This is a genomic window from Novosphingobium sp. PhB57 (assembly GCF_004342985.1).
GTDB lineage: Bacteria > Pseudomonadota > Alphaproteobacteria > Sphingomonadales > Sphingomonadaceae > Novosphingobium.
This window is the reverse complement of record NZ_SMBO01000001.1, coordinates 335,548-362,139: the sequence shown is the minus strand read 5'-3', so window position 1 is coordinate 362,139 and position 26,592 is coordinate 335,548. Positions and strand designations below refer to the sequence as shown.

Sequence of the window (26,592 nt, the reverse complement as noted above, 5' to 3'; positions counted from 1 at the left end):
TAAAGATATCTTTATATGGCTTCCCGCCTGTTCGCCAAATCCGCCCGAGGAGGCAAATTCGCTCGCAGAAGGCAGGGGAGCCCCCGCCTTCGCGAGGGCTCCGCTATCTTACGCCTTTCCGGCCAGATCGAACCGATCCGCGTTCATCACCTTGGTCCAGGCCGAGACGAAGTCCTTGAGAAACTTCGGCCCTGCATCGGCGCAGGCATAGACTTCGCTGAGCGCGCGAAGCTGGGAGTTGGAGCCGAACACCAGGTCCGTCCGCGTTGCCGTCCACTTCTGCGTGTTGCTGGCGCGGTCGGTACCGACGAACGTCTCGTCGGCCTGGTCGTCCACCTGCTTCCACGCCGTGCCCATATCCAGCAGGCCGACGAAGAAGTCGTTGGTGAGCTGCCCTTCGCGATCGGTGAAGACCCCGTCCTTCGAGCCGCCGTAGTTGGCGCCCAGCACCCGCAGGCCGCCGACCAGAACCGTCATCTCCGGCGCGCTGAGGCCAAGGAGCTGCGCCCGGTCGATCAGCAGTTCCTCGGTCGGAACGGTGAAGGCCACCTGCAGGTAATTGCGGAAGCCGTCGACGCGGGGTTCCAGCACCGCGAAGCCTTCCACATCGGTCTGCTCCTGCGTGGCATCGGTGCGACCGGGCAGGAACGGCACATCCACGGGCGTTCCCGCATCGGCTGCGGCCTTCTCGATCGCGGCGTTGCCGCCCAGCACGACGAGGTCGGCCACGCTGACTTTCCTGCCTCCGGCCGAACCGTCGAATTCAGCCTTGATGCCTTCGTAGACCTTGAGGACTTTCGCGAGCTTCTCGGGTTCGTTGACCTCCCAATCCTTCTGCGGGGCAAGGCGGATACGGCCGCCATTGGCGCCGCCGCGGTGGTCCGACCCGCGATATGTCGATGCCGAAGCCCAGGCGGTGGAGACCAGTTCGCCCACGGTCAGGCCCGAAGCGAGGATCTTCTGCTTGAGCACGGCCACGTCCGCCGTTCCGATCGCAGCATGGTCGGCGGCCGGGATCGGATCCTGCCAGAGCAGGTCTTCCGCCGGAACTTCCGGCCCGAGGTAACGCGCCTTGGGACCCATGTCGCGGTGGCAGAGCTTGAACCAGGCGCGCGCAAAAGCATCCGCGAAGTGGTTCGGGTCGGCACGGAAGCCTTCCAGGATCCTGCGATATTCGGGGTCGACCTTGAAGGCCATGTCGGCCGTGGTCATCATCGTCGGCACGCGGCGTTCGGGGCTATGTGCGCCGGGCGCCATGTCCTCGGGCTTCTGGGCGACAGGCTGCCATTGCTGCGCGCCGGCAGGGCTGCGCACGAGTTCGTATTCGTAGTCCAGCAGCATGTGCAGGAAGCTCATGTCCCACTGGATCGGCGTAGGCGTCCACGAGCCTTCGAGACCCGACGTGATCGTGTGATCGCCGAAACCGCTTTCGTGTCCGCTCTGCCAGCCGAGGCCCTGCTGCGCGATGTCCGCGCCTTCCGGTTCGGCGCCCACTTTCGCCGCATCGCCGGCGCCATGGCATTTGCCGAAAGTATGGCCGCCCGCCGTGAGCGCCGCGGTCTCCTCGTCGTTCATGCCCATGCGCGCGAACGTCTCCCGGATGTCACGGGCCGAGCCGACAGGGTCGGGATCGCCGCCGGGACCTTCGGGATTGACGTAGATGAGGCCCATCTGGATCGCGGCCAACGGGTTTTCGAGCGCCATCTCCTTTTCGGGCTGGATGCGTGTCTCGGCGCCCTGGCCCACCCATTCTTCCTCGGTGCCCCAGTAGACGTCCTTTTCAGGCTCGAAGATGTCCTCTCGCCCGCCGCCGAAGCCGAAAGTCGGGCCGCCCATCGATTCGATGGCGACATTGCCGGTGAGGATCAGCAGGTCTGCCCAGGACAGCTTGGCGCCGTACTTCTGCTTGATCGGCCAGAGCAAACGCCGCGCCTTGTCGAGATTGGCGTTGTCCGGCCAGGAATTGAGCGGGGCGAAGCGCTGGTTGCCGGAAGAGGCGCCGCCGCGCCCGTCGCCGGTGCGATAAGTGCCCGCGCTGTGCCAGGCCATGCGGATGAAGAAGGGTCCGTAGTGCCCGTAATCCGCCGGCCACCAGGGCTGGCTGTCGGTCATCAGCGCGGTGAGGTCTGCCTTGAGCGCCGCATAGTCGAGCGACTTGAAAGCGGCGGCATAGTCGAAGTCGTCGCCGAGCGGATTGGCGCTGGCGCCGCTGGTGCTGAGGATGTCGAGGGAAAGCTGGTTGGGCCACCAGTCACGGTTGGTGCGGCCAAGCAGCGATCTTACCGGCTCGCCGTGCATCGGGCAGCCGCTGGTCTTCGCGTCCATGTCATTCTCCTTCCGGTCGGGTCTGTCGATTCCGTCCTGTCATCGAACGGTTTGGAACTGTCCGCGCCGCACCATCCGGCGCGCTATCGACTGGCCACGGGCGCGCCCGCTCCAGACCGATCCTGAAAACCCTTGTCGTCTCCAACCGGGCCTGAAACCCGGCAAGGCCACTCTCCCGGCGCCCTTCGGCACCGCCTGCAGCTTGCCAGATATGCAGCCACGATCAAGCGCCGCACGCCTGCCGGCTCACGCAAAATTCCGATCATCGATCGGGGGGAAAGTGATGAGAGTCCGTTCGAAAGATCGTGACCCGCGAAGTTCGCGGCACCGATCGAACGAGATGCCGGGCCGGGCGTTTTTCCGCCTCCTGTCGCTCTCGGTGGACATGTGGACAGGAGGCGGAAGTGGCAAAGGCAGGTCAGGACCCGCCGTTGCACGCCTGGGGGGAAGGCCGCGGCCCTCCCGCATCTCTGGGACGATCACGTCGCTGCTCCCAACCCCGGCCTGCCGCCCTGCTGCGGCGGGAAACCCGCGTGGCAATGCCGGAGGAAGAGAGGTTCGTGATCATGTCGCGCTCGCTATCAGCCGGGATTATTACACCCGCAAGACATAATACTCAACATCGTCTCAGGCGATATCGGTGAAGAATTACTGAATTAACCAAGACATCAGCAAATGACATGACTGCAGCATACCAAGATATCACTGCAACATGACTGAAATTCCCCGAACAATTCTAGGTGAGCAGGCCCAAGGCCCAACGCACGATCAGCACGATCACCCCGCCCGCCAGCGCATAGGCAAGGCAGATCGGCGCCGTGCGGGCGAGTGCCCTCCCCTCGTGCCCGACCAATCCGACCGTCGCCGTGCCCGCCACGATGTTGTGCGGCGCCATGATGTTGCCGATAGCCGAACCGAGGCTCTGCCCCGCCAGCGCGAGCCAGTGCGGCAGGGTCACGGCATCGGCCGCGGCCACCTGGAAGTTCGCGAAGATGATGTTGGAGGCCGTTCCCGATCCCGTCACGAACGACCCCAGCGCCCCCACCAGGGGCACGGCGAGCGGCCAGGCCTGACCGAACAGGCCGGTCGCCCCAACGGCCAGCGCATCGATCAGCCCGCCGTGAACCATGAAGCGCGCCAGGGTCAGCACGGAGACGAGCGCAATCGCCACTTGCGGCAGGCGGCGGAGCGCGGCGAGCATCGACCCGGCGACGAGGCGCGGGCGAAAGCCGTTGATCAGCGCCGTCAGCAGGAAGGCCAGCAAGAGCATCGTGCCGGGGTGGTAGAACGGCAGCATCTGGTCGCCGAAGCCCTGCCGGTAGGTCCACTCGACATGATAGGACCGCAGGGCCGTGCGCAGCGGATCGATCAGGCGGCTGGCAAGAATGAGTGCGACCAGCAGAAGATAGGGCAATCCGGCGCGCAGCAAGGCTTTCGTCTCCGGCCCTTGCGCCCGCGCTGTCGGCGGCGCTCCGCGGCGCAGCCAGACGATGAACAGGGCCCCGCCCAGCAGCGCACCGCCCAGCGTCGGCAGTTCGGGCCCGGCCAGCCCCGCAATCAAGGCGGCCGCCGGGAAGAAGCAGGCCGCCGCCATTGCCGCCACCTGCCACGAAGCGGCGCCGCCGTGCCGCAGCGTCACACTGCCGAGCCTCACGACGATGAGCGCCAGGCTCCAGCCGATGCAGGCATGGAGCAGCAGGATGGCCAGCGATAGCCGCCGCTCGTCGACCGGCCCGGCCTCCACCAGCGGCACCATCGGCGCGCCCACCGCCCCGAAGGAAACGCCCACGACATGGCCGATCAGGGCGACCAGCAGCGCCCGCTCCGGCGCCACGCCCAGCGCGACCAGCATCGGCGCGACGATGGCCACCGGCGTGCCGAAGCCCGAGGCGCCTTCCAGGAACATCGCGAAGAAATAGCCCACCAGCAGCGCCGTGGCCGCCGGATCGGACGAGATCGACGACAACCACTCCCCGATCACCCCGGTGGCGCCGGTCCGCATCTGGTATTCGTGGATGGAGAGCGCGGGAAACACGATCCACAGGATCGTCGCTGCCGTGAAGCCGGCCTCCAGCACGGGCCCGGCCAGATCGGCGGGCGTGTCTCCGAACTGGAAGGCCGCGACCGAGACGATCGCCGCGATCACGGCCGAGGCCGTACCGGCTGCCGCCGCCGACCAGCGCAGCCCCGTCATCAGGAACACGAGCGCCAGGATCGGAACGAGCGCCAGCGCGGCCATCGGCGGGGCTAGTCCCCCTGCCCGGCGGCCAGCGGCTCCTGCGGCACGAGGTCCGGCTCGGGCGGCACGGGATGGCGCGGCGCGCCGCTGCGCTCGAACGTGCTGATATTGTCGATCGTGGTGCCGGCGATGGCGGTCATCGCCTCGCGCGTGAAGAAGCCCTGATGGCCGGTGATGAGCACGTTGGGAAACGTCATCAGCCGCACGAACACGTCGTCGCGGATCACCCGGTCGGACAAGTTCTCGAAGAACAGGTCCTCCTCTTCCTCGTAGACGTCCAGCCCGACATAGCCGACCTGCCCGCTCTTCAGCCCGGCGATCACCGCGCGGGCATCCATCACCGCGCCGCGGCTGGTGTTGATGAGCATGACCCCGCGCTTCATCCGGCCGATCGCCTCCCGGCCGATCAGGTGATGGGTGTCCGGCGTCAGCGGGCAATGGAGGCTGATCACGTCGCAGCGGGCCAGCAGTTCGTCCAGCGGAACATAGCGGCCGCCGATGGCTGTGAGTTCCGGGGTTTCGAAAGGATCGCTGGCCAGCACCTCGCAGCCGAAGCCCTTGAGAATGCGGGCCAAGTTGATGCCGATCTTGCCGGTGCCGATCACGCCGGCCACTTTGCCCCTGAGATCGAAACCGAGCAGGCCTTCGAGGGCGAAGTTGCCCTCGCGCACGCGGGCATAGGCCTTGTGGATCTTGCGGTTGAGCGAAAGGATCAGCGCCGCGGCGTGCTCGGCGATGGCGTCGGGTGAATAGGCGGGAACGCGGCCTATGCGCAGGCCCAGTTCGCGAGCGGTGTCGAGATCGACATTGTTGAACCCGGCACTGCGCAGCGCGATCATGCGCGTTCCGCCGGCGACCAGGATTTCCAGTTCCTCGCGCCCAAGCTGATCGTTCACGAAAGCGCAGATACAGTCATGGCCCCGCGCCAGATGGGCGGTGTGCGAATTCAGGCGCGGCTCCAGATAGAACAACGTGTGACCGGCACCGGCCTCGTCATTGGCCTTGTCAAGGAATTCGCGATCGTAGGGACGCGTGCTGAAGACCGCAACTTTCAAGGAAGTCCTCCTGTCATCAGGACAATTTTCAGATTACCACTGCAATCGGTCCGCACAACCGGAAGAGCCGGGTTCGGCAGACCGCGCCGCTCCGGTCAGCCCGGTGCATGCACACCCCATCCCGAGGCGTGAAGCGAGACCAGTAAGGTTCAGGGTTTGGGCATGACCGCGTCGATCACCGTCAGGTGCTCGGGCGGTCCTTCGGCCACGCGCGAATTGGTGACCAGGATCGTCGTGCCGGGCGCGAGCTGCGCCTTGACCTTCTCGTAGAAGGGCCGCGGCAGGCGCAGGCGATTGACGATCGCCTCGTCCACTTCGCGCCCTTCGTCATCGCCGTGGCCGGGCAGGCCGACATAGACCCAGCGCGGCTTGCCGTCCCGCAGGATCATCGTGATGACGTGGGAGCCGGGATCGTCATCGTTCACTTCGGCCACGCTGCGGCCGATCTCGATGCCGTTGCGCAGCACGACCACCCGCTGGTCCAGTTTGGAGACGATGATCGACAGCGGCCCGCTGGGCGCTAGTTGCGGGCGCCAGCGATATTGCTCCCCGCCGGACAGCGGAGTGCGATCGACCGGCCGGCCCTTGTCGTCGAAGGGGACGAGCAGGCTGTTGTCGCTGGTGCGGACGTGCTTCTCGGCATCGCCTTCCACCACGACCGTCACGCCCAGCTTGGTGATGGCGAAAAGCTCCTTCGCGAAGCCATAGGGCATGTGCACGCAGCCATGGCTTTCGGGATAGCCCGGAAGTCCCCCGGCATGGAGCGCCACACCGTCCCAGGTCAGGCGCTGCTGATAGGGCATCGGTGCATTGTTGTAAGTGCTGGACCGGTGCTTCGCGTCCTTCTGGAGGATCGTGAACACGCCGGTGGGCGTGGCATGGCCCGCCTTGCCGCTGGAGACCGTGGTCGCGGCGATCCGCACGCCGTTGCGGTAGACGATGCCGATCTGCCTTGAGAGGTCCACATAGACCATGATCGGCCCGGTTGGCGAAACGTCCGGCGCCCAGACCCATTCGCCGGGCTTGAGGTGCTCCATGCGCCGCGCGAATTCAGGCGGGGACGTCGCCTTGGCGCCTTGCGCATGAGCGGGTGCCGCCGCCAGGGCCATCCACCAGACCGCCGATGCGCAAAGCACCGGCACCTTCAATAGTCGCATCGAAATCCCTGTAGCAGATGAGTTCGCGCCGCCCGGACCGGTGCCGACCTGCTCCGCGCCGCGGCCCGGAGCAGGTCGGCATTCGATCAGCGCACGCGGCCGCGCTGGACCAGGTTCACTATTGCCAGAAGGACCACCGCCCCCAGGAAAGCGACCAGGAGGCCCACGATCGAGAATTCCTTCACCGATCCACCAATGCCGAACTGGTTGGCGATGAGGTTGCCGATCACCGAGCCCACGCAGCCCACAACGATATTCCAGAAGATGCCCATCGAGGCATCGCGGTTCATGACCAGGCTGGCAAGCCAGCCGGCGATGCCGCCAACGATCAATGCGATAATCCAGCCCATGACGTTCTCCCGACCAATTCCTCGCGACGCGCGGGGACAACTGCTCTGTAGAAATGACTGCGAAGATCTTAAATACCGGGCCCAAGAGAATGAAATCGGCGACTTATCCGAACCTTGAACCCGTCAGACAGGAAGCTGCGCCCGTCTGTTCAAAACGTCAACAGATACATAGGCGTTTCTACCGAATGCGCCGCGATCGCGGCGCATTCGGAACCCGGGCGATATTCCACGACGCGCGAATTCACTGTTTCAGTTCCGCCGCGGCATCCTCGAAAGGCCGCCTAACCGCTTACGCTGTTGTAGCCGCTGTCGACGTAGATCGTCTGGCCCGTCACGAAACGGGCCTTCGGGCCGAGCAGAAAGGCCGCCATGTGGCCGATCTGCTCGATCGTCACCAACTGGTGCAGCGGCGCCTTTTCCGCCGCCAGCCGGATCAGTTCGTCCAGATGCGACAGGCCGGACGCGGCACGGGTGCGGACGGGCCCGGTCGACAGCGCATTGACGCGAATGCCCGTCGGCCCCAGTTCGTCGGCCAGGTAGCGCACGCTGGCCTCCAGCGCCGCCTTTACCGGCCCCATCAGGCCGTAGCCGGGCACGACTTTCTCCGAACCGTAGAAGCTCATCGTCAGGATCGAGCCGCCTTCGGCCATGAGCGGTTCGGCAAAGCGCGCAAGCCGGATCAGCGAGTGGCAGGACACGTCCATGGCCTTGGTGAAGCCCTCCACCGAGCTGTCCACGACCCGGCCGTGCAGGTCCTGCTTGGGCGCAAAGGCCACCGAGTGGAGCAGGAAGTCCAGCCGTCCCCAGCGGGCGGCGATCTCGGTGAATAGCGCCTCCATCTGCTCCGGCGCGGTCACGTCGAGCGGCAGGAAGATGGGCGCGCCAAGGGCCTGTGCCAGCGGCTCGACATGGGACCGCGCCTTGTCGCCCTGGAAGGTCACGGCCAGCTCCGCACCGTCCGCGCGCAGCGCCTCGGCGCAGCCCCAGGCCAGAGACTGGTCGTTCGCCATGCCCACGATCAGTCCGCGTAACGGCAATCCGGCCATACGCCGCTCTCCTTATTCGTGACGAAGTGCGTCGATCGGGTTGAGGCTGGCCGCGCGCTGCGCCGGGAAATAGCCGAAGACCACGCCGATCACCGCCGAAACCGCGAAGGCGCCCAGGTTGACGACCGGATCGAATATCCAGGGCAGGCCCATCAGGGGCGTGGCCACGCCCACCACGAGCTGTGCCAGCAGCAGACCGATGACTCCGCCGAGGCAGGAGAGCACCACCGCCTCCACGAGGAACTGCAGCAGCACCTCGTTGGCCACCGCGCCGATCGCGAGGCGAATGCCGATCTCGCGCGTGCGCTCGGTCACCGAGACCAGCATGATGTTCATGATGCCGATCCCGCCCACGACCAGGCTGATGGCAGCGACGGCGGCAACGATCTGAGTGAGCATCGTCGTCGTCTGAGTCAGCGTGTCGGAAATCTGCTTGGTGTCGAAGATGTTGAAATCGTCGTCCTTGCCTTCGGTCAGGTGGCGGCGCTCGCGCAGCAGCCTGGTGAGGGTCTGCTGGACTTGCTCGGTGGAATAGTTGTCATCGACGCCGACGAGGATCGTGCGGATGGACGTCGTGCCCAGGAAACGGCGCTGCACCGTCTTGATCGGCATGATGACGATGTCGTCCTGGTCGCCGCCGAAGCCGGCCTGTCCCTTGGTGGTCAGCAGCCCGATCACGTCGCAGGACACGTTGCCGATGCGGAAGCGCTTGCCGATCGGGTCGGCATTCCGAAACAGGTTGGTGCTCACTGTCGAGCCGATGATGCACACCGACTTGCCGGCGGTTTCCTCGTCCTCGTTGAACAGGCGGCCTTCCTGCAAGGGCCAGGGCTGGATCTTGAAATAGTCCGAGGTCGTCCCGTTGATCGTGGTGGACCAGTTCGCGCCTTCGTAGATGGCGGTTCCGCTGGAGGAAGCCTGCGGCGCCACGGCCATGACCCCGCCCACCTGCTGGCGGATGGCCACGATATCCGAAGGGTCGAAATCGCGCGGGGAAGGACCGCCGCCACCACGGCCGAAGCCCTGGCCGGGACGCACCTGGAGAATGTTCGTGCCCAGCGCGGCGATCTGCTGCGTCACCGCCGCCGTCGTCGCCTTGCCCAGGGTCACCATCGAGACCACCGCACCCACGCCGATGACGATGCCCAGCATGGTCAGCAGCGAGCGCAACATGTGCCGCCGGATCGAGCGCAGCGCGAGAAGGAAGATTGTGCCCAGCATCAGCCCGGCACGCCATCGGGTGTTGCGGCCGATAGCCCGGCCGCCGATAGCCCAGCCGCCGGCGCTCCGTTCCCCTGCTCGATCCGGTCGATCAGGCCGTCCTTGAAGTGGACGATCCGCCGCGCATATTCGGCCATGTCGGGCTCATGGGTGACCATCAGCACGGTGATCCCGGAATCGCGGTTGAGCACCGAGAGGAACTCCATGATCTCCACCGAGCGCTGGCTGTCGAGGTTGCCGGTCGGCTCATCGGCCAGCAGGACCTCGGGATTGGTGACGATGGCGCGCGCGATCGCCACGCGCTGCTGCTGCCCGCCGGAAAGCTCTCCCGGCGTATGCCCCGCCCAGTCGGCAAGCCCCACTTTGTCGAGCGCGGCCATGGCCTCCTTGCGGCGGTCCTGCTTGACATCGCCCCGGTAGAGCAGCGGCAGTTCGACGTTTTCCAGTGCGGAAGTGCGCGCCAGGAGGTTGAAGCCCTGGAACACAAAACCCAGATAGCGGCGCCGCAGCAGGGCGCGCTGGTCCCGGTCGAGGCTCTCGACGTGATGGCCATGGAACAGGAACTCGCCGGTGGTCGATACGTCGAGACAGCCGAGAATGTTCATCATCGTCGACTTGCCCGAACCGGACGGCCCCATGACGGCCACGAAGTCTCCCGCCGCGATGTCGAGGTCGACGCCTTTCAACGCCCGGAACGCGGTGGCCCCGGTGCCGAACACCTTGGTGATCCCCCGCAGCGAGATGATCGGGGTGGCGACGGGAGCGCTGCCGGCCATGTGCCCTGCCCTCAGCTCCCGGTCCCGGCAAGCTCGCCGGTGATGACCGGCATGCCTGGCTTGAGATCGCCCGAAACCACTTCGGTCTGCTGGCCATTGGTGCTGCCGGTGACGATCTCGATCGCCTGCGGCTTGCCCTCGGCCGTCAGCACGTAGATCGTCTGGCGCGTCCCCCGGTCGAGCGTGGCGCTCTTGGCCGCGCGCTGGCCGCGGCGGGGCGGGCGGAACCCGATCGCGTCGGTCACGCCGCCGCCCTTCTTCTTGGCATTGCCGGTCGCCTGCGGGCTATAGGACAGAGCCGCGTTCGGGATCAGCATGACGTCCTTCTTGTCCGAAGTGACGATATCGGCCGTGGCGGTCATGCCCGGGCGCAGCTTGAAATCCGGGTTGGCCACGGAAAGATCGGCCGCATAGGACACCACCTGACCGCTCGTGCTGGTGGTGGAACTGCTGGAAGAGCTGGAGGAACTGGCCGAAGATGCCGTGAGGTTGGAGGCGATTTCCACCCGGGTGATCTTCGCCGGGAACGTCTGGCCGGGGAAGGCGTCCACGGTGAAATTGGCGCTCTGCCCCTCGGCCACGGTGCCGACGTCGGCCTCGTCGATCGCCACTTCCAGCTTCATCTCGCTGAGGTCCTCGGCGATCACGAACAGGGTCGGCGTGTTGAACGAGGAGGCCACGGTCTGGCCGGGATCGACCTGCCGTGCCAGCACCACGCCCGATACCGGCGAGATGATCCGCGCCCGCGCCCGCTGCGTCTGGTTCTGCGCCAGCGAGGCCTCGGCCGCCACCACATTGGCCTGCGCCGTCTTCACCGCTGCGGCAGCGCGCTGCATGTCGGCGCGTCCGGCCTGAAGCTCGGTCTTCGACGGCACCTTCCCGCCGGACAGGCGCGAGACTTCCTCGAGCCGCGCCAGCTGGGCCTGCGATTCCGCCAGCGTCGCCTTGGCCTGGTCCACTTGCGCGCGATTGGCGTTCAACTGGGCCTGGCCCTGGCGAATCTGGTCCTCGATCTGCTCGGGGTCGATCTCGGCCAGCACTTGCCCGGCCTTCACCCGGTCATTGACGTCCACCAGCACTTTCACGACGAGGCCGGAAAGCTGCGAGCCCACCGTCACTTGCGTGGTCGGCGCCAACTTGCCGGTGGCCGAGACGCTGGTGACGAGACGCCCCTTCTCGGCCTTGGTGGTGGCGTAGTTCTGTTTCTCGGTCGTCCCGAAGCAGCGCACGAGCAGGAGCGAGAACAGGACGAGCACCACCAGGCCAGTCCAGAACACCCATTTGCGGCGCCATACCGGCTTCTTTTCCGCACCCAGGAATTCGTCGAGTTTTTCGTCGGCCATCTCAGTTGGTTCCCCGGGGCTCGGTTGCCAGCACGGTGTAGTCGGATGTCGGATCCCAGCCGCCGCCGAGCGCATCGTAAAGCGCGATCAGGGCGGTCGCCCGGTCGGAATGCGCCTGCACCAACCCGTTGCGGGCGGAGATCAGCGCGCTTTCCTGCGTGTTGAGCGTGGTAAAGTCGGTCAGCCCGCTGCGATACTGCGCACGGGCCAGCAAGGCGGAATTGGTCGAGGCATCGAGCGCGATGGCGAATTGCCGCTCCCGCTCCTCGGCCGATCTCAGGGCGACCACGGCGTTCTCGATATCCTCCAGCGCCGTCAGCACCGAAGAACGGTAGGCGGCAAAGGCACCGTCCGCCGCCGCCCGGCTGGAGCGGACTTGTGCGTTCAACCGGCCGGCGTTGAAGATCGCCTGGCTGATGCCGCCGAACAGGCCGCCGGTGATCGTGTCGAACAAGCTGCTGAAACTCGACGCATTGGTGTCGAGACTGCCGCTGATGTTGAGCTGGGGCAGCAGCTGCGCCTTGGCGACGCCGATCTGGGCGGTGGTGGCGGCAAGCTGGCGCTCCGCCGAACGAACGTCGGGCCGCTGGCGCAGGACGTTGGCGGGAATGCCGGCGCCGACCTGGCCGGGGCCCTTGGGGATCGGCTGGACGGTCTGCAGCAGCGGCTTCACCGCCCCCGGCGCCTGCCCGGTCAGCACCGAGATGCGCGAGACGGCGGCGTTATATTGCTGCTCGATCTGCGGAATGCCCGCCGCGGTCTGCGCGCGGCTGGCGCGGGCCTGTTCCTGGTCGAGCGAGGACACCAGTCCGGCTATGACGCGCCAGCCGGCGATCTGCAGATTGTCGTCCTGAATGGCAAGGCTGGCCCGCGAATTGGCAAGCTGGGCCTGATAGGCACGCGCCAGCACATAATTGCGCGCCACTTCGCTCTCCACCGTCAGCAGAGTGGTGGCATAGTCGAACCCGGAGGCTTCGAACTGGGCCTTGCTGGCTTCCACCGCCCGGCGATTGCCGCCGAACAGGTCGAGCTGATAGCTGGCATCCAGCCCGAGCGAGAAGCTGGAACTACCCCCGCCGCCGGTCTGCGTGACCGTGCCGTCCGGCAGGGTGATGACGGTGCCGCCGCCGCGCAGCGCCTCGGTCCGGCTGACACCGGCCGATCCGCTCGCGGATGGAAACAGCGCGGCCCGGCTCACCACCAGCGATTCCCGCGCCTGGCGCAGGCGCGCCACAGCTTGTTCGAGATCGAGATTGGCGGCGGCCGCCTGCTCCACCAATTGCGTCAGGATGGGATCGTCGAAGTTGCGCCACCAGCGCGTCAGGTCTTCGGCCTGCGGGGGCGCCGTCACGGACCACTGGTCCGGCACGCCAAGTTCCGGCGCGCCATGGACCTTGTAATCGGGACCGACCGCGCAAGAGGCAAGCAGGCTTGCCGCGAGCGGGACGATTAGGAAACGATCGAATCCAGCTCGCAAAATCATCGGGCTCCAGGTGATCCCTCGACCAGGGCGAAGATGATCTGTTTCGGGAACAAAGGTCAAGAAGAAGCTTCGGCAATTACAAAGTCTTGTCATCGCCCGCGGTTCCCGACTATCGGCACTGGCGCCGCAGCCCGACCGTCGTTCCGACGGGACGCGGCTTTCCGACGGAATTTCATCGGCTGTCGCCATCCCCGGCGGCCGTGCGTTATCCGTCGCCAAGCGCATGACAGTCATGATAAGCGCTCATCAATGCAACGCGAACACCTCGCCGATCTCACCGCTTTCATCGCCGTCGCCGACGAAGGCAGCTTCACGCGCGCCGCCGCCAAGCTCGGGTCCTCGCAATCGGCCTTGAGCCATACGATCCGCCGCCTGGAATCGCGACTGGGCGTGCGCCTGCTGTCACGCACCACCCGCGCGGTATCCCCCACCGAGGCGGGCGAGCGGCTGCTCGGCACCCTGCGCCCCGCCATGGACGAGATCGCGATGGGGCTGGCCACGGTAAGCGAGCTGCGCGACAAGCCGGCCGGCACCGTCCGCCTGACAGCCTCGGAACACGCGGCCAATTCGGTGATCTGGCCGGCGCTACGGGGATTCCTGCCGCTCTATCCCGACATCAACGTGGAACTGAATATCGACGCAGGCTTCGTGGACATCGTCGCCGAGCGCTTCGATGCCGGTGTACGACTGGGCGAATCCATCGCGCGCGACATGATCGCCGTCCGCATCGGCCCGCATGCGCGGCTGGTTCCGGTCGCCTCCCCGGACTATGTCGCACGGCACGGCATCCCCGAAACGCCGCACGACCTCGCCGGCCATCAGTGCATCAACTTGCGCTTCCGCTCGCGCGGCAATCTCTATGCTTGGGAGTTCGAGAAGGACGGGCGCGAATTGACCGTTCGCGTCGACGGCCAGCTGACCTTCGACAGCATGGCGATGATCCTGCGCGCTGCGCTCGACGGAGCGGGGATCGCCATGATGATGGACACCTACGCCAGGCCGCACATCGAATCCGGGCACCTCGTGCCGCTGCTGGACGAATGGTGCCAGCCCTTCTCCGGTTACCACCTCTATTACCCCAGCCGCCGCCAGCCTTCGGCGGCGTTCCGGCTGGTGGTGGACGCCTTGCGCTACCGCGGAGAATAGCGGCGGAAACGGATCTATCGGTCTCTTCGTGGCACTTGCCAAATCATGGCCCTGCTTTAGGCAGGACGGACCAGACCGGGAGAGCTGGAAACCATGATGAGACGGACCCTGAAAGCCTGCGCTGCGCTGGCCGCTTCCTTTTTTGCTGCGTCGATATTTACAGTCTCGGCCATGGCAGGGCCTGCCCCAGCCACGATGGCCGGCACCGCCGTGCTCGATTGTCCGCTGCGCGATGCTCCGTTCTCCGCGGATTCCCCGCTGATAGACCTGCTGCTCAGCCCGGAGGCCAAAGCCATCGTCTCGCGTGACATGGGTGCCGCGCTGGACCGTGCCCCGCCGCGTTTCATGGGCACCCAGACGCCCAGCTTCGCCGCCATTCTCACTTTGCGCAAGGCCGCCGGGTTCTTCGGCATGCCCGCCGATGCGGTGGACCGCGCCGACGGCGAATTGCGCAAGCTGGCGGTCACCGACGCCGATCGCAAGGCCCGCTGCGCGCGCTACGACGACGACCGTCTGGAGATTCCCGCCGCCAGGAAATCCGCAGAAGGCAAATCCGCAGCCAGGGCGCCGCGCCTGCTGATCTTCGAAAAGATCAACGGCTTCAAGGATACCCCCGGCGTGGAAGCCGCGCATGCCCTCTTCGTTGACCTCGCGCGGGAGAACGGCTGGAGCGTGACTTCCACCGAAAAGGGCGGGGCCATCCGCGCCGAGACCCTGCGCAATTTCGACGCGGTGATCTGGAACAACGTCAGCGGCGACGTGCTCACCCTCACCCAGCGCAAAGCCCTGCAGGCCTATCTCGAAAATGGCGGCGGTTTCCTGGCCGTCCATGGCTCAGCGGGGGATCCGGCCTATTTCTGGGACTGGTACGCCGATACCCTGATCGGCGCGCGTTTCGCCGGCCATCCGATGTCGCCCCAGTTCCAGGACGCGAAAGTCCGGCTGGAAACGCCTTCCTCACCGCTCGCAAAGGGGCTTCCCGCGGAATGGACGATGAACGACGAGTGGTACTCGTTCACCACCAATCCGCGCAAAGCCGGCGCCACGGTCCTGGCCACTCTGGACGAAAACACTTACGCCCCCAAGGGCGTGGGCGGGCAGGACCTGCGCATGGGCGACCACCCGATCGCCTGGAGCAAGTGCCTGGGCAAGGGCCGGATGTTCTACTCAGCGATCGGGCACCGTCCGGAAACGTACAGTACCGCGGAATACCGCACGATGGTGAAGAACGCCCTGGCCTGGGTTTCGCAGCGGAAGGCGTGCGTAGCAGGAGAATGATCGCTGCCGATCATGGCAGGGTCTTGCCACGCCCCCTTTGTTAGCGCTACCTCCACCCCGCCGAAAACCCGCCGCGCGATCTTGCAGGCAGATCGGGCCTGTAAGTTCAGACCTGGACGTTCAGGCCCGAAACACAAGGTAGGCGCGTCCCATGGGAGTGGACCGGAAGCGATGATCATCCTCGAAGCGCAAGGCTATCGACTCGAACTGGCACCGGAACGCGGCGGCGCCGTGCTGCGGCTGGACTGGCATGGCGAACCCCTGATGCGCCCCGCCTGCGGCAGCACGATCTTCGATGTCGGGAGCTTTCCGCTGGTCCCCTTCTCCAACCGCATCGCCAAAGGCCGCTTCAACACCGGCGCGCGCAAAGGCACGATTGCGCCGAACTTCCCGGGGTCCGACCACCCCCATCCGCTGCACGGCTTCGGTTGGCTCACGGCCTGGTCGGTAATCGAACAAGACGACAACCACGCCTTGCTGGAGCACACTTACCCCGGCGGCGAATGGCCCTGGCCCTACCGCGCGCGGCAAACCTTCGAACTCGGTGCGCAAGGGCTGACCAACAGGCTCAGCATCACCAACCTGGGCGATGCGCCGATGCCGGCGGGCCTCGGCTTCCACCCCTATTTCCCCCGGGACGCCGAAACCGTCTATCGCGGACTGCATCGCGGAGAATGGTACAACACGCCTGACTGCCTGCCGAGTTCGCTTGACGAGCATGAGGAAGCGATCGACTGGTGGCAGGGCGAATCCGTGGACACCCGCGCCGTCGACACCGCCTATACCGGCCGCGAGGGCATGCTCGAAATCGACTGGCCGGCACGCGGCCTCGGCCTGACGATCGCGCCTTCCGAGGAATTGACGACGACGGTGGTCTTCACGCCCCAGGGTCAGGACTACTTCTGCGTGGAGCCCGTCAGCCACGCCACCGACGCCATCAACCGCGCCCCGGAAACACTGGCCTGGCTCGAACCCGGCCAGACCGCCACCGTCAGCATGACCCTTTCCGCCCGAACCCTGCCCCCTGCCGCATAAGTCTGTCGGGCCACGGCAAGATCAGAGTGCCGCGTCAGGTGTCGCGGCGCGCGCCGGGTCCGAAATGCGCGGTCAGTTCGTAAGCCCCGGCGACGAAGAGCTGCCGCACATAAGTGATCGGCTCGGAGCCGCGCCACGTCTTGCGCTCCACGCAAAGACACGGCGCGCCGGGTTCGACCGCCAGCAGGCGCGCCTCCGTCGCACCGGCACCCGTCGCGGTGATGCGGGCGTCGGCCTCGGTCCAGGGCACATGCTCCAGGAGCCAGGTTCCGGGCGAGGAACCCGTGAAATCGGCGTCGAGGATCTCCGGCACGGCGGTCAGGTTCACGAAGCGATGCTCCAGCGCAAAAGGCGCGCCGTCCGCGAAGTGAATGCCCTCCAGTTCCAGCAGCGGCACGGAACCATCGACCTTCCATTCCATCGGGGCCTGCGCCCGGCCCGTTGCCGCGTGCATTTCCCGCCGCAGCGCCAGATCGAAGCGATAGGCCTGGCCGCGCTCGGCCACTTGCGCGCCGAGGTCGGGAATATCCATGGCCATGGAATGCACGCGCGGGCGGGCGACGAAAGTGCCGGCCTTCTTGCGGCGGTCCACCAGGCCAGCCGTGGCCAGCGCCGAAAGCGCCTTGTTCACCGTCATGCGCGCGCAGTCGTAATGCGCCATAAGCGCCTGCTCGGTCGGCAGCCGTTCGCCGGGCGCCAGCGCGCCCGCGAGAATCCGCGTCTCGAAATCCTGCCGGATGCGTTCGTGGAGCGGTCTATTCACCCGATCAGCCTGCCCAACCTGTCCCTGTAACGCCGGACGACCTCGTGTCGCGCGCGGTGCCGGCCACCGCTTACCACCTGCGCGCCGAAGCGCCACACGCAATCCACGGCCCCGCGCCCGGCCGCGAAGACCAACCCGTCCAGCAGCCGATCCGCGCCGCGCGCCGTGAGCGAGGGGTGGTCGAGGTCCAGCGACAGGGCATCGAACGGCAAGCCGATGGAAAGCCCGCCCTTTACCCCCAGCGCCCGCGCGCCGCCGCGGAGCGCCTGGCCCCAAAGCGCCTCGCCCGTGGAGGGCATGGCGGGGCTGGAGAGGATATTGCGCCCGCGATGATGCAGCCGCTGGCCATATTCGAAAAGGCGCAGTTCCTCGGTCGCATCGATCATCACGTTCGAATCGCTGCCGGCACCCCAGCAGCCGCCCGCGGCAAGGAAGTCCCGCGCCGGAAAGAGGCCGTCACCCAGATTGGCCTCGGTCACCGGGCAGAGCCCCGCCACGGCGCCGCTGCGGGCCATCCGCCGCGTTTCCTCCGGGGTCATGTGCGTGGCGTGGACGAGGCACCAGCGATGGTCCACCGCGGCATTGTCCAGAAGCCAGGCGACCGGACGGCTCCCGCTCCAGGCAAGGCAGTCCTCCACTTCGCGGACCTGCTCGGCAATGTGGATGTGAATGGGGAGGCCGCCTGCCATGCTTTCGAGCGCGCCAAGCTGCTGCGGCGACACGGCGCGCAGGCTGTGCGGGGCAAGGCCGACCACTGGCTCATCCAATCCCTTGACCGCCGATCGGGCGCCTTCCAGCAGGCGCGCAAAGCCGTCGAGGTCGTGGAGGAAACGCCGCTGTCCTTCGCTCGGAGCCTGCCCGCCGAAGCCGGAATGGGCGTAGAAAACCGGCAGCAAGGTCAACCCGATGCCGGTTTCCGCCGAAGCGCGGGCAATGGCGGCGCTCATTTCCGCCGGATCGTCGTAAGCCCGGCCGTCCGGGGCATGATGGAGGTAGTGAAACTCGCCCACCCGCGCGAAGCCGCTCTCCAGCATCTCCACGTAGGCCATGGCGGCCACGGCCTGGAGGTCGTCCGGGTCCATGCGATCGAGGAAGCGGTACATCACGTCCCGCCAGGTCCAGAAGCTGTCGTCGGTCGCGCCGCGGCGCTCGGCCAGGCCGGCCATGCCGCGCTGGAAGGCATGGCTATGCAGGTTGCCCAGCGCCGGGAGCACGCAGCCGTGGCGCTCGTCGCCCGCGCGCACCGCCGTATCGCGCTCGATGGCGGCGATCCGCCCGTCCCGGAGTATGAATCGCACGTCGCTGGCCCAGCCCTGTTCCAGCAAGGCAAGGTCGACAAATATCGCGGAGGACATGGCTTCGGGCGAAATGGCGGACATCGCTTTCGGAACTCCTTCGCTATTTTGTCTATACATTAAAAACGACCGATGCAATAACCGGGGCAAGCAATAAGGATCGACTCGTCATGCGCTGCGACAGGCTCTGGAAACACGCCCGTTTGGCCACGATGGCCAGTGCCGGGTCGGCCCGGGAGCCCCTGGGCATTGTCGAGCAGGGCGTGATCGCGGCGCAGGACGGCATGATCTTGTACGCCGGTCCCGAGGCCGATGCTCCCGCATTCGATGCCGCCGAAGTGATCGATTGCGAAGGCCGCTGGATCACGCCGGGACTGATCGACTGCCACACCCACCTCATTTTCGGCGGCGATCGCTCGCGTGAGTTCGAACTACGGCTGGAAGGCGCTTCCTACGAGGAGATCGCGCGCGCCGGCGGCGGGATCGTCTCCACCATGAAGGCCACCCGCGCGGCCGGCGAGGACGAACTGGTCGCTGCCGCCCTTCCCCGTCTCGACGCCCTGCTGGCCGAGGGCGTCACGACACTCGAAGTGAAGTCGGGCTATGGCCTCGACCTTGCCAGCGAACTCAAGATGCTGCGCGCCGCCCGCCGCCTCGGCGAGGTTCGGCCCGTGCGGATCGTCACTTCCTTCCTCGGCGCCCATGCGCTTCCCCCGGAATTCGCAGGCGATGCCGACGCCTATATCGATCATCTCTGCACCGTCATGCTCCCCGCCGCCGCGCAGGCCGGCCTTGCCGATGCGGTGGACGCCTTCTGCGAGGGAATCGGCTTTTCGCCCGACCAGACCGAGCGCCTGTTCCGCGCCGCCACGGCGCTGGGCCTGCCGGTCAAGCTCCATGCCGAGCAACTTTCCAACCTTCACGGCGCCGCCCTGGCCGCACGCCACGGGGCGCTTTCGGCAGATCACCTCGAACATCTCGACGAAGCCGGCATCGCCGCGATGGCCGTTTCCGGCACGGTCGCCACCCTGCTGCCCGGCGCCTACTATTTCTGCCGCGAAACAGTGCTGCCCCCGATCGAAGCGCTGCGCCTGGCCCGCGTGCCCATCGCGCTCGCCACGGACTGCAACCCCGGCACATCGCCGCTGACCTCGCTGCTGCTGACGATGAACATGGGCGCCACGCTGTTCCGCCTCACCGTGCCCGAATGCCTGGCCGGCGTGACGCGCAACGCGGCACAGGCGCTCGGCCTCTCTCATCGGCTCGGCACGCTTGAACAGGGCAAGGCTTGCGACCTTGCGATCTGGGACATCGAGCGCCCGGCCGACCTCGTTTACCGCATGGGGTTCAACCCGCTCCATGCACGCATCTGGAGTGGACAATGACCGACAACCTGCTCACGCCGACACCCGTGAGCGACACGCTCACACCTGGCACCGTGAGCGACACGCTTACGCCCGGCGAGGTAACCCTGGCCCAGTGGCGCGCGATCTACCGCGGCGCGGATGTGAAGCTCGACCCGGCCTGCGCCCCGCGCGTGGCCGAAAGTGCCGCTGCCGTAGCGCGCATCCTGGCCAGGGGCGAGCCGGTCTACGGCATCAACACCGGTTTCGGTAAGCTCGCCAGCGTCCGCATTGGCGACGAGGATCTCGCCACGCTCCAGCGCAACATCGTGCTCAGCCACGCAGCGGGCACAGGAGAGCCTTCGCCGGTGCCGGTCGTCCGGCTGATGATGGCGCTCAAACTCACCAGCCTTGCGCAAGGCGCTTCCGGCGTCCGCCCTGAAACCGTGGCCCTGCTCGAAGCGATGCTGGACAAGGGCCTGACGCCGGTGGTCCCCTCGCAAGGCTCGGTCGGCGCCAGCGGCGATCTGGCACCGCTTTCGCACATGGCCGCAACGATGATCGGCGTTGGCGAGATCGTCCTGGACGGCCAGCGCATGCCTGCCGCCGATGCGCTGGCACGCGCGGGCCTCTCGGCGCTCGAACTCGGCCCGAAGGAAGGCCTCGCCCTCCTCAACGGCACCCAGTTCTCCACCGCCAATGCGCTTGCCGGACTGTTCGAGGCGGAACTGCTGTTCCGCTCCGCCCTGGTGACCGGCGCGCTCTCGACCGAAGCTGCCAAGGGCTCCGACACACCGTTCGACCACCGCATCCACGCCCTGCGCCGCCATCGCGGCCAGATCGAGGTGGCCGACGCCCTGCGCGGACTGATGGCCGGTTCTGCGATCCGCGCCAGCCACGTCGAGAACGACGCCCGCGTGCAGGATCCTTATTGCCTGCGCTGCCAGCCGCAAGTCATGGGCGCCGCGCTCGACGTGCTGCGCCAGGCCGCGACGACGCTGGAGATCGAGGCGAACGGCGTTTCCGACAATCCCCTGATCTTCGTCGATGCCGATGGGGACGGGGCCGACGAGGCGCTGTCCGGCGGCAACTTCCACGCCGAGCCGGTGGCCTTCGCCGCCGACATGATCGCGCTCGCCGTCTGCGAGATTGGCTCGATCTCCGAGCGCCGTATCGCCATGCTGGTGGACCCGGCGCTGTCCGGCCTCCCCGCCTTCCTGACGCCGCGACCGGGCCTCAATTCGGGCTTCATGATCCCGCAAGTCACTGCCGCCGCGCTGGTCTCCGAGAACAAGCAGAAGGCCTATCCCGCCTCGGTGGACTCGATCCCGACCTCCGCCAATCAGGAAGACCACGTTTCGATGGCCGCTCACGGCGCGCGCCGCCTGCTGTCGATGGTCGAGAACGCCACTGCCGTCATCGGCATCGAACTGCTCGCCGCCGCGCAGGGGATCGAATTCCACGCGCCGCTGGCCTCCAGCACCTGGCTCGATGCCGCGCGCGCCGTGCTGCGGGCCGAAGTTCCCGCACTGGACGACGACCGCCATTTCCACCCCGACATGGAAGCGGCCAACCTGCTGGTCCGCTCCGGCGCGCTGGCGAACGTGGCCGCCGATCTGCTGCCGGGTATCGCATGAGGGCGGCCACTCTCCCTCACTTTCGTCATTGCGAGGAGGCGAAGCCGACGTGGCAATCCAGAGCGACGCAGAACCGCCCTGGATTGCTTCGCTACGCTCGCAATGACGAAGTGATGGGCAACGGCCGATACTTGGAGCAACGCACATGAGCCCAAGCTTCACTCTCCATCGCGGCGAAGCACCGCTGATCGTCGCTTTCCCGCATGTCGGCACTGACCTGGCCGATGTCGCGCCCGCGTTCCGCTCCGGATGGCTCGCCCGGCGCGATGCGGACTGGTGGGTGGACGAACTCTACGCCTTTGCGCGCGACATGGGCGCAACGACGATTGCCGGGCGCGTCTCGCGCAGCGTGATCGACCTCAACCGCGATCCTTCGGGCGCCTCGCTCTATCCGGGGCAGGCGACGACGGAACTCTGCCCGACGACGACTTTCGACGGCGAACCGCTCTACCAAGGCGACGCGCCGGATGCGGCCGAGATCGCCCGCCGCCGCGCGCTCTGGTTCGATCCTTACCACGCCGCCCTCGCCGCCGAGATCGATCGGCTGCGCGCCATTCACGGCAAAGTCGTGGTCTACGACGCCCACTCGATCCGCAGCCATGTGCCGCGCCTGTTCGACGGGGAATTGCCGCAGTTCAACGTCGGCACCAACCTCGGCCAGACGTGCGATCCGGCGCTTTCCGCTGCTGTCATCGAAGTCTGCGCCGCGAGCGGACTCAGCCACGTCCTCGACGGCCGCTTCCGGGGCGGCTGGACCACGCGCCACTACGGCCACCCGGAAAACGGCGTTCACGCGATCCAGATGGAACTCGCCATTCGCGGCTACATGGATGAGCCCGAAGTGCCGGACGAAGCCAACTGGCCCGTCCCCTTCTCGGCCGCGCGCGCCGCCGCCCTCACCCCGATCCTGCAAGACGTGCTGAAGGCCGCAATCGCCTTCGCGCAATCCTGACCTGAGGAAACACAATGACCCGCCTCGACAACAGCCGCGTCATCAAGCCTGCGACCGGCACCGAACTTTCCGCGAAATCGTGGCTCACCGAAGCCCCGCTGCGCATGCTGATGAACAACCTCCATCCCGATGTCGCCGAGCGCCCCGAAGAGCTGGTGGTCTACGGCGGCATCGGCCGCGCCGCGCGCGATTGGGAAAGCTACGACAAGATCGTCGAAACCCTGCGCCGCCTGAACGACGACGAGACGCTGCTGGTCCAGTCCGGCAAGCCGGTCGGCGTGTTCCGCACCCATGCCGATGCGCCGCGCGTGCTGATCGCCAATTCCAACCTCGTGCCGGAATGGGCGAACTGGGAGCATTTCAACGAACTCGATAAGCGCGGCCTTGCCATGTACGGCCAGATGACGGCCGGTTCATGGATCTACATCGGCACGCAGGGCATCGTTCAGGGCACTTACGAGACGTTCGTCGAGATGGGCCGCCAGCACTACGATGGCGACCTTTCGGGCAAGTGGCTGCTGACCGCCGGCCTTGGCGGCATGGGCGGCGCGCAGCCGCTGGCGGCGGTGATGGCGGGCGCCTCGTGCCTTGCCATCGAGTGCCAGCCCAGCCGCATCGAAATGCGCCTGCGCACTGGCTACCTCGACGTTGCCGCCAGCACCATCGAAGAAGCCATGGCGATCATCGAGAAGGCCAATGCCGAGAAGAAGCCGGTCTCGGTCGGCCTGCTCGGCAACGCAGCGGAACTGCTGCCCGAGATGTTCGCGCGCGGCATCCGGCCGGACCTGCTGACCGACCAGACTTCCGCCCACGATCCCGTCAACGGCTACCTCCCGGCTGGCTGGACCGTCGCCGAATGGATCGAAAAGCGCGAGCGGGAACCGGAGGCGGTCGCCAAGGCGGCCAAGGCCTCGATGGCGGTCCACGTCCAGGCCATGCTGGACTTCCAGGCGGCGGGCGTGCCCACCACCGACTACGGCAACAACATCCGCCAGATGGCGAAGAACGAGGGCGTCGCAAACGCGTTCGACTTCCCCGGCTTCGTGCCCGCCTATATCCGTCCGCTGTTCTGCCGGGGCGTGGGTCCATTCCGCTGGGCCGCGCTCTCGGGCGATCCCGAGGATATCTACAAGACCGACGCCAAGGTGAAGGAACTGCTGCCCGACCACGCGCACCTGCACAACTGGCTCGACATGGCGCGCGAGAAGATCCAGTTCCAGGGCCTGCCCGCGCGTATCTGCTGGGTGGGCCTGGGCGACCGCCACCGGCTTGGCCTGGCCTTCAACGAGATGGTGGCGAAGGGCGAACTGAAGGCACCGGTCGTGATCGGCCGCGATCACCTCGACAGCGGCTCGGTCGCCTCGCCCAACCGCGAAACCGAGGCCATGCGCGACGGTTCGGATGCGGTTTCGGACTGGCCGCTGCTCAATGCCCTGCTCAACACCGCCAGCGGCGCCACCTGGGTTTCGCTCCACCACGGCGGCGGCGTCGGCATGGGCTATTCGCAGCATTCGGGCATGGTGATCGTCGCCGACGGCAGCGACGCGGCGGCCAGGCGGCTGGAGCGCGTGCTGTGGAACGATCCGGCGACGGGCGTGATGCGCCATGCCGATGCCGGCTATGAGATCGCGCTGGATTGTGCGCGGGAGAAGGGGTTGGACCTGCCGGGTATTCTCTGACGATCCGATCGAGAGACCTCGAGCCCTAACCCGGTCCGAACCGGCTCGCCAGGTCGACAGTGCTCTCCTGGCCGAGGCTCTCGATCGAAACTTCGCACCAGCGCTTCGCCGCCGCCTCTCCCACGTCGCGCAAGGTCAGCAGGATCTGTCGCACCGGCAGGAGTTTGCTTTGCGCAGGCATGGCGGAAAGCGCAGCCTCGTCGTGGATCTCGTGGAAACGCAGCCGGTCGACCCGGGCGATCAGTCCGTCCGTTTCGCGGTGCCGCCCGATCGACGATTGCAGCAGGAACAGACCCTGCATTTCCTTGCGCATCGACTGGTTGAAGCCGATCTCGGTGATCCGGTCCGCAATACCGGCAGCATTGCGCGGCGTTTCGCTCCGCAACTGCGGATTGACCGTGATGAGCAGCAGATCGTCGTTCGGACTTTCCAGCACCAGGGGCACGAGCGGGGGATTGGCGCTGTAGCCGCCGTCCCAATAGTCCTTCCCGTCGATCGTGACCGGCGGAAAATAAAGCGGCAGACAGGCCGAGGCGAGCAAGGCGTCGGCCGTCAGGTCATGCTTGCGGAAGATGCGCACCGCGCCGCTCTGCGCATTGGTGGCAGAGATGAACAGCGGCGGCGCATCCTCGCTGGCGATGGCGGCGAAATCGACGTGGTCCTCGATGACCTTGCGCAGGATCTCCTGCATGTCCCGGCCCATTTCCGGCGACGCATGCGCCATGCCTAGATCGCCGAACACGGTGCTCCACCATGAACTCATCGCGCGGGTGGTCTCCGGGAAGGCCTCGATCATCGGGATCAAGGGCCCGGCCTCGCGCCCCGAACGGTTCAACGCCTTCCAGAACGAGCGCAGGCGTTCCCGCGCCCCTTCCCGGCCGCCGACCACCAGGCCCGAGACGAGAACCGCCGCATTCATGGCCCCCGCGCTGGCACCGCTGAGCGCGCCTATCGAGATTCGGGGATCCTGCAGCAAACCGTCCAGCACGCCCCAGGTGAAGGCGCCATGCGCGCCTCCGCCCTGAAGCGCGAGGTCCAGCCTGTGGGGTGAATTGTCCTTGCGGGCCATGTCACTGCTCACTCATGCTGCAATGCAACATCAAAATCCATAGCAGTCGCGCCGCGCCCTGACCAGCGGCGGCGCTCCGCCCGAGACCTCCAGGGCCCCGGGCGGAGCGACGATCAGTGCGGCGCCGCGTTCAGCGCGGCGAATGTCTGCGCATAGCGCCCTTCGGCTTCGGCATTGCGCAGGAAACCGAGGCGTTCGACGCCAATCAGCTCCGGCGTCGGCTGCTGCCCGATGAGCCCCATGACCTCGTCGATGAACGCGTCCAGCGGCATGTAGCCTTCGCGAGTCGACTGGCCTGGCGTCAATTCGGTCTGCACGGCCGGCGGCGCCAGCTCGATCACCTCGACCGAACCCTTCAGGGCAAAGCGCAGCGAATCGGTCCACGAATGGATCGCCGCCTTGGTGGCCGAGTAGACCGCCGCGCCGACCAGCGGAACGAAAGCGAGACCGGAGCTGACATTGACGATCGCCGCGCCCTCCCGCTCGCGCAAATGCGCCACCAGGGCATCGGTCATGCGGATCGGGCCAAGCAGGTTGGTCACCACGCAAGTTTCCGCGCGCGCAAGGTCGCGGGGCACGGAAATGTCCTCCAGCGGCATGACGCCGGCATTGTTGACCAGCACGTTGAGTGCCGGAAACCGCGCGAGAATGTCCTTCGCGAAAGCCGCGATCGCGCCCGCATCGGTAACGTCGAGCGCCACGGGATGAATGCCCGGCCGCCCCTGCGCGGTCTCTTCCAGGCTGGCGAGCGTCCGCCCGGTGACAATCACCTGATTGCCGGCATCGTGCCACCGCTGCGCCAGTTCGCGCCCGATGCCGGTGCCGCCGCCTGTCAGAAGGATAATGTTGCCGCTGGTCTTCATGGGAACGCTCCTGTGAGAAAGATTGCGAAGCGGAATGTAGATCTATACTCTCTTTTGGAAAGTAGGCACCTGAAAGTGCTGTAGCCACCCAAGGGTAAGAAATGGAAAATCCGCCGATCACCAGCTATTCGACCGTGCCGGGCGTCGATGCGCTCGTCAATGAGCTGATCGGCCGCGTGGCAGACAAGTGGACGCTCCTGGTGCTGGAAGCGCTGGAAGAAAACGGCAAAACCCGCTTCAGCGCCCTTGCCCGCGCCGTGCCGGGCATCAGCCAGAAGATGCTCACGCAGACACTGCGGCAAATGGAGCGGGACGGTTTCGTCCATCGCACGGTTCATCCCGTCATCCCCCCTCACGTCGATTACCGGCTGACCCCGCTGGGTCATGGCCTGGGAGAGGCGTTCTGCAGCGTCTGGCTCTGGGCCGAAGCCAATCTGCAAACGGTGGCCGACGCCCGCGCCGATTTCGACGCGCGCGACTGAATCCCGATCACGATCCGCATCTCGCCGGGGGAACCCGAGCGCAGGCACCTTTTCC

General features: G+C 66.6%; 22 protein-coding genes. 8 read left to right on the top strand and 14 right to left on the bottom strand.

Annotated elements, in window-relative coordinates:
* Positions 1–108: 108 nt before the first annotated feature.
* The 10 genes from katG to EDF58_RS01525 all read right to left on the bottom strand — a co-directional run bounded on the left by katG (position 109) and on the right by EDF58_RS01525 (position 12,989).
* A complete protein-coding gene (gene katG / locus EDF58_RS01570) occupies positions 109–2,325 on the bottom strand; it encodes a catalase/peroxidase HPI (RefSeq protein WP_132262086.1) in 2,217 nt (738 codons plus the stop codon).
* Between the two features lie 736 nt (positions 2,326–3,061).
* Positions 3,062–4,564, bottom strand: a complete 1,503-nt coding sequence (locus EDF58_RS01565) for an L-lactate permease (RefSeq protein WP_132262085.1) — start codon at positions 4,562–4,564, stop codon at positions 3,062–3,064.
* A gap of 8 nt (positions 4,565–4,572) precedes the next feature.
* On the bottom strand, positions 4,573–5,619 hold the full coding sequence (locus EDF58_RS01560; protein WP_132262083.1) for a 2-hydroxyacid dehydrogenase: 1,047 nt from the start codon (positions 5,617–5,619) through the stop codon (positions 4,573–4,575).
* A 149-nt stretch (positions 5,620–5,768) separates the two neighbouring features.
* Entirely contained in the window at positions 5,769–6,776 is a 1,008-nt protein-coding gene (locus EDF58_RS01555) for a L,D-transpeptidase family protein (protein ID WP_132262081.1), read from the bottom strand.
* A gap of 86 nt (positions 6,777–6,862) precedes the next feature.
* A complete protein-coding gene (locus EDF58_RS01550) occupies positions 6,863–7,126 on the bottom strand; it encodes a GlsB/YeaQ/YmgE family stress response membrane protein (protein ID WP_132262080.1) in 264 nt (87 codons plus the stop codon).
* Positions 7,127–7,407: 281 nt separating this feature from the next.
* Entirely contained in the window at positions 7,408–8,172 is a 765-nt protein-coding gene (gene fabI / locus EDF58_RS01545; RefSeq protein ID WP_132262078.1) for an enoyl-ACP reductase FabI, read from the bottom strand.
* Between the two features lie 12 nt (positions 8,173–8,184).
* Positions 8,185–9,393 (bottom strand): ABC transporter permease, encoded by a 1,209-nt coding sequence (locus EDF58_RS01540; RefSeq protein ID WP_132262076.1) that lies wholly within the window; start codon positions 9,391–9,393, stop codon positions 8,185–8,187.
* Positions 9,393–10,169 (bottom strand): ABC transporter ATP-binding protein, encoded by a 777-nt coding sequence (locus EDF58_RS01535; protein WP_132262074.1) that lies wholly within the window; start codon positions 10,167–10,169, stop codon positions 9,393–9,395. The genes EDF58_RS01540 and EDF58_RS01535 overlap by 1 nt, the downstream gene beginning before the upstream one ends.
* Before the next feature lie 11 nt (positions 10,170–10,180).
* Positions 10,181–11,512 (bottom strand): efflux RND transporter periplasmic adaptor subunit, encoded by a 1,332-nt coding sequence (locus EDF58_RS01530; RefSeq protein ID WP_132262072.1) that lies wholly within the window; start codon positions 11,510–11,512, stop codon positions 10,181–10,183.
* A gap of 1 nt (position 11,513) precedes the next feature.
* On the bottom strand, positions 11,514–12,989 hold the full coding sequence (locus EDF58_RS01525; RefSeq protein WP_243654032.1) for an efflux transporter outer membrane subunit: 1,476 nt from the start codon (positions 12,987–12,989) through the stop codon (positions 11,514–11,516).
* A gap of 255 nt (positions 12,990–13,244) precedes the next feature.
* On the opposite strand from EDF58_RS01525, the gene EDF58_RS01520 reads away from it, so the two are divergent.
* From EDF58_RS01520 to EDF58_RS01510, 3 genes are all read left to right on the top strand, one after another.
* Positions 13,245–14,141 (top strand): LysR family transcriptional regulator, encoded by an 897-nt coding sequence (locus EDF58_RS01520; protein ID WP_132262068.1) that lies wholly within the window; start codon positions 13,245–13,247, stop codon positions 14,139–14,141.
* Positions 14,142–14,234: 93 nt separating this feature from the next.
* Complete coding sequence (locus EDF58_RS01515) at positions 14,235–15,419, top strand: ThuA domain-containing protein (RefSeq protein WP_243654031.1); 1,185 nt, start codon at positions 14,235–14,237, stop codon at positions 15,417–15,419.
* Positions 15,420–15,590: 171 nt separating this feature from the next.
* Positions 15,591–16,454, top strand: coding sequence for an aldose 1-epimerase (locus EDF58_RS01510; protein WP_165921314.1), 864 nt, complete (start codon positions 15,591–15,593; stop codon positions 16,452–16,454).
* A 34-nt stretch (positions 16,455–16,488) separates the two neighbouring features.
* Here EDF58_RS01510 and hutC read toward each other — a convergent pair whose 3' ends face one another.
* Positions 16,489–17,217: a histidine utilization repressor gene (gene hutC / locus EDF58_RS01505; RefSeq protein WP_132262063.1), complete on the bottom strand. Its 729-nt coding sequence runs from the start codon at positions 17,215–17,217 to the stop codon at positions 16,489–16,491.
* Positions 17,214–18,596: a formimidoylglutamate deiminase gene (locus EDF58_RS01500; RefSeq protein ID WP_132262061.1), complete on the bottom strand. Its 1,383-nt coding sequence runs from the start codon at positions 18,594–18,596 to the stop codon at positions 17,214–17,216. Before EDF58_RS01500 ends, hutC begins: the two co-directional genes overlap by 4 nt.
* An 86-nt stretch (positions 18,597–18,682) precedes the next feature.
* Between EDF58_RS01500 and hutI the strand changes: the two genes are divergently transcribed.
* From hutI to hutU, 4 genes are all read left to right on the top strand, one after another.
* On the top strand, positions 18,683–19,897 hold the full coding sequence (gene hutI / locus EDF58_RS01495) for an imidazolonepropionase (RefSeq protein WP_132262059.1): 1,215 nt from the start codon (positions 18,683–18,685) through the stop codon (positions 19,895–19,897).
* Positions 19,894–21,492, top strand: a complete 1,599-nt coding sequence (gene hutH, locus EDF58_RS01490; protein WP_132262058.1) for a histidine ammonia-lyase — start codon at positions 19,894–19,896, stop codon at positions 21,490–21,492. Before hutI ends, hutH begins: the two co-directional genes overlap by 4 nt.
* Positions 21,493–21,637: 145 nt before the next feature.
* Positions 21,638–22,444, top strand: coding sequence for an N-formylglutamate deformylase (gene hutG, locus EDF58_RS01485; protein ID WP_132262056.1), 807 nt, complete (start codon positions 21,638–21,640; stop codon positions 22,442–22,444).
* A 14-nt stretch (positions 22,445–22,458) separates the two neighbouring features.
* Positions 22,459–24,123, top strand: a complete 1,665-nt coding sequence (gene hutU, locus EDF58_RS01480; protein WP_132262054.1) for a urocanate hydratase — start codon at positions 22,459–22,461, stop codon at positions 24,121–24,123.
* A 25-nt stretch (positions 24,124–24,148) separates the two neighbouring features.
* Here hutU and EDF58_RS01475 read toward each other — a convergent pair whose 3' ends face one another.
* Positions 24,149–25,192, bottom strand: a complete 1,044-nt coding sequence (locus tag EDF58_RS01475) for a patatin-like phospholipase family protein (protein ID WP_165921313.1) — start codon at positions 25,190–25,192, stop codon at positions 24,149–24,151.
* A 113-nt stretch (positions 25,193–25,305) separates the two neighbouring features.
* Positions 25,306–26,055 carry an SDR family NAD(P)-dependent oxidoreductase gene (locus tag EDF58_RS01470; RefSeq protein ID WP_132262050.1) on the bottom strand — a complete coding sequence of 250 codons (750 nt, stop codon included), beginning with the start codon at positions 26,053–26,055 and terminating at the stop codon, positions 25,306–25,308.
* Positions 26,056–26,156: 101 nt separating this feature from the next.
* On the opposite strand from EDF58_RS01470, the gene EDF58_RS01465 reads away from it, so the two are divergent.
* Positions 26,157–26,537: a helix-turn-helix domain-containing protein gene (locus tag EDF58_RS01465; RefSeq protein WP_132262049.1), complete on the top strand. Its 381-nt coding sequence runs from the start codon at positions 26,157–26,159 to the stop codon at positions 26,535–26,537.
* The last annotated feature ends 55 nt before the right edge of the window (positions 26,538–26,592 follow it).